Raw genomic sequence first — 2,885 nt, 5'->3', positions numbered from 1 at the left:
GCGGGGCGGCGGCCACCACCGACAGGAGCACGGCGAGCACGGCGAGGACCGCTGGGACGGCGTTCAGGGCGGGCGGGCCGTGGCGGCGTCGCATCGGTCCTCGTGGCTCCTGTCGGTGGCGGTCTGTCGGTGGCGGCCGGTGGGGGAGGTCAGGCGGGGGAGGTCAGGCGGGTCGGGCGGTGCCGCGGTGGCGGGCCAGGACCCGCTGGACGGCGCGGTCGACGGCGGGCAGCGAGGCGGCGAGGTCGGTGTAGACCACCTCCTCCACCTCCGCCACCGTGTGCAGCCCCTGGACCAGGAAGGTGTACTCCCGGCCGCGTTCCAGCAGCAGCACGATGGGCTTGCCGAAGGCGCTGGCCCAGCCGATCTCGATGTGCGTGCCGGGGGAGGCCGGGGAACCCGGCAGGGCGACGAAGAGCTCCGCCTTGCGGATCTCCTCCTGGTCGAGCGCGGTGCACTGCTCGGGGCGCATCAGTTCGGCGCCCCAGGCCTCCCGGCGGTGGGCGTTGTGGACGGCGACGCCCTGCGACTCGAAGTGCTTGATCAGCAGATCGAAGGGCTCCCGGGCGCCCGGCGGCATCTCGCCGGTCTCCGGGTCGAGCAGCTGGATGAACGGCCCGGCCAGGAACAGGGTCCGCGGCGGGGTGGCGAGGTGGGTGGTCATGGGCGCTCAGTCCTTGAGGAAGCACTGGATGTAGGCGTCACCGCTGGTGCCGTGGGTGTACTCGGTGGTGTCGTACGCGGTGTAGGGGTGGCGCTCGACCCGGATCGAGCGGAAGTGCGGGGTGTACTGCCAGCGCAGCTCGGGCTTGGTGCTGAAGAAGGGGATGAACACCCCGCCGGGGCGCAGCACCCGGACCACCTCGGGCATGGTGCGGGCCCACAGCTCGGCGTCGGTCCACACCTCCATGTCCAGGGCCGGGTCGAAGAACATCCCGTCGATGCTCTCCGAGGGCAGCTCGAAGATGCGCCGGAAGAAGTCCCCGCGCTCGACGGTGAGGTTCTCGGGGACCTGGGGGTGCTGGGCGCGGAAGAGGTCCTCGACCTCGTCGAAGAGTTCCAGCACGGTGTGGCGGCGGGTGGCCGGGTTCTGCGCGATCCGCAGGGCGGACAGGCCGAGGCCGAGCCCGACCTCGTAGAAGTCCTGGCCGTACTCGCAGAGCAGGTCGGCGCTCGCCCACATGAGGTCGCGCTCCCAGGCCTGCATGGCCTGCTCTCCGCCGATGCTGAGGGTCACCTCGCCGTTCTGCTCGATGAGCTGGATGTCGGGCTTGGCGCCGGGCTTGGTGCTGGTGGGGGTGCTGGTCATGGCAGTGGTGTCCTCGGGGTGTGCGGTCGGGGTGGCGGGTCAGCCGGGCAGGACGCCGAAGTGGCGCCGGGCCGTGGAGACGGCGAGGTCCTGGACGGCGAAGACGGTGAAGTAGTAGGCCTGCGGGGCGGTGGCCGGGTCGAAGCGGACGCGGAACCCGACGTCCGTCGGCCGGCCGCCGACGGCGCGGACCTTGGCGTGCTCGGGCTCGACCGTGACGTCCGCGCGCAGGTAGCTCGGGACGAACAGGCCGAGTCGGACCGGGCCGGTGCGGGCGGCGGTGAGTTCGGCGCGCACCTCCAGGACGCCGCCCTGCAGGACCTCGTCGGCGCTGTGGGCGAGCAGCGAGGGCGCCTCCGGCAGCCGGAAGGTGACGTCCCCGCAGCGCATGCAGACGGCGCAGACGGTGTCGAGGATCTGCGGCAGCAGGCCGCGCCGGGTGAACTCCTGGGCCGGGCGCCCGCAGTGGCAGGTGACCTCGCGCACCTCGGGGTCCAGCGAACTGCGGTCGCCGAAGTGCGCCGGGTAGTTCATCAGCTCGTCCTCGGGGTCCGCCGCGACCTGCCCGGCCAGCACATGGTCGAGCGACTGCAGGTCGGCGGTGAGCGAGGCACGGATCTCGGCGGCGGACTGGTCGGCGAGATGGGTGGGCCGGGCCACCCAGAGGTCCACCTTCCGGGCCAGCTTGGTCAGCCGGGGCCGCAGGGCGTGGTTGTGCGGCAGGAGTTCGGAACCGAGCAGCGCGTTCAGCCGACGGCCGACGGTGAGCAGCAGCGGGTCCGGCCGGTGGTCGGCCGGCTCGGGAGCGGGCGCGGTGGCGTCGGGCAGGCCGAACCGCAGGAACGCCGGGTACGGGTGCGAACCGGCCAGGCTGGCGTTGAGGGTGTCCACGGTGTCGCCGCCGGTGAGGGCCGCGCGCATCCAGGCGACGTTCTCGGGCCGGTCGGAGTCGTGCACCGAGACGGCGGCGACCACGGTGCGGGCCGGGCCGTCCAGCGCGTTGAGCAGCAGCTGGTACTTCGGGTCGTACAGCGCGAGGTCGGCCAGCGGGCCGCTGTTGCAGGCGCTGAGCACCACCTCGACGGCCGGCACCCGGTGCAGCGGGACGAGCTTGTCCTCGGGCTTGTAGCAGGGCAGCCCGTAGGAGCAGCGCGGGCCGAGCAGCCCCGGCCGGGCCTCGGCGGCCGGGCTGAGGCCGCAGATGGTGAACTCGCCCAGATTGACGCTGTCGTCCTTGCCGTGGCCCTGGAAGGCGACCTTGCGCCAGTGGGTACCGAGGATCGCGGCCTGGATGTCGACCCGCTCGAAGTCCCGGTCGTCGTGGACCTGGACGCCGGGCAGGTGCGGCGGCCGGGCGGTGTCGGTGAACAGCCCGACGGCTCCGACCGCGGCCGCCGGACGGGCGTACTGCTTGGCGACGCTCCAGGCGAGCGAGGCGGCGTCGCGCCCGCTCAGCAGGGTCAGGGCGTGGGTGCGGCTGCGGTAGGTGGCGAACAGCAGGGAGCGCACCGGGTCGAGGGTGAGGTGGTCGTAGCAGCCGACCAGCAGCAGGCTGCCGGGACGGTCGCGCAGGAAG

The 2,885-nt window shown here is 73.1% G+C and carries 3 protein-coding genes; all 3 read right to left on the bottom strand.

All coding sequences use genetic code 11. The features are described from left to right. Positions 1-163: 163 nt before the first annotated feature. Positions 164-664 carry a nucleoside 2-deoxyribosyltransferase gene (locus tag VR45_RS33440; protein ID WP_045943658.1) on the bottom strand — a complete coding sequence of 167 codons (501 nt, stop codon included), beginning with the start codon at positions 662-664 and terminating at the stop codon, positions 164-166. Between the two features lie 6 nt (positions 665-670). Continuing rightward, positions 671-1,309 (bottom strand): class I SAM-dependent methyltransferase, encoded by a 639-nt coding sequence (locus VR45_RS33435; RefSeq protein WP_045943657.1) that lies wholly within the window; start codon positions 1,307-1,309, stop codon positions 671-673. 39 nt (positions 1,310-1,348) lie between these two features. After that, on the bottom strand, positions 1,349-2,885 hold a 1,537-nt coding region (locus VR45_RS33430; RefSeq protein WP_045943656.1), incomplete at its 5' end, for a hypothetical protein.

It is taken from the genome of Streptomyces sp. NRRL S-495 (assembly GCF_000966955.1).
Taxonomy (GTDB): domain Bacteria; phylum Actinomycetota; class Actinomycetes; order Streptomycetales; family Streptomycetaceae; genus Kitasatospora; species Kitasatospora purpeofusca.
This window is presented reverse-complemented; position numbering and strand designations above follow the sequence as displayed.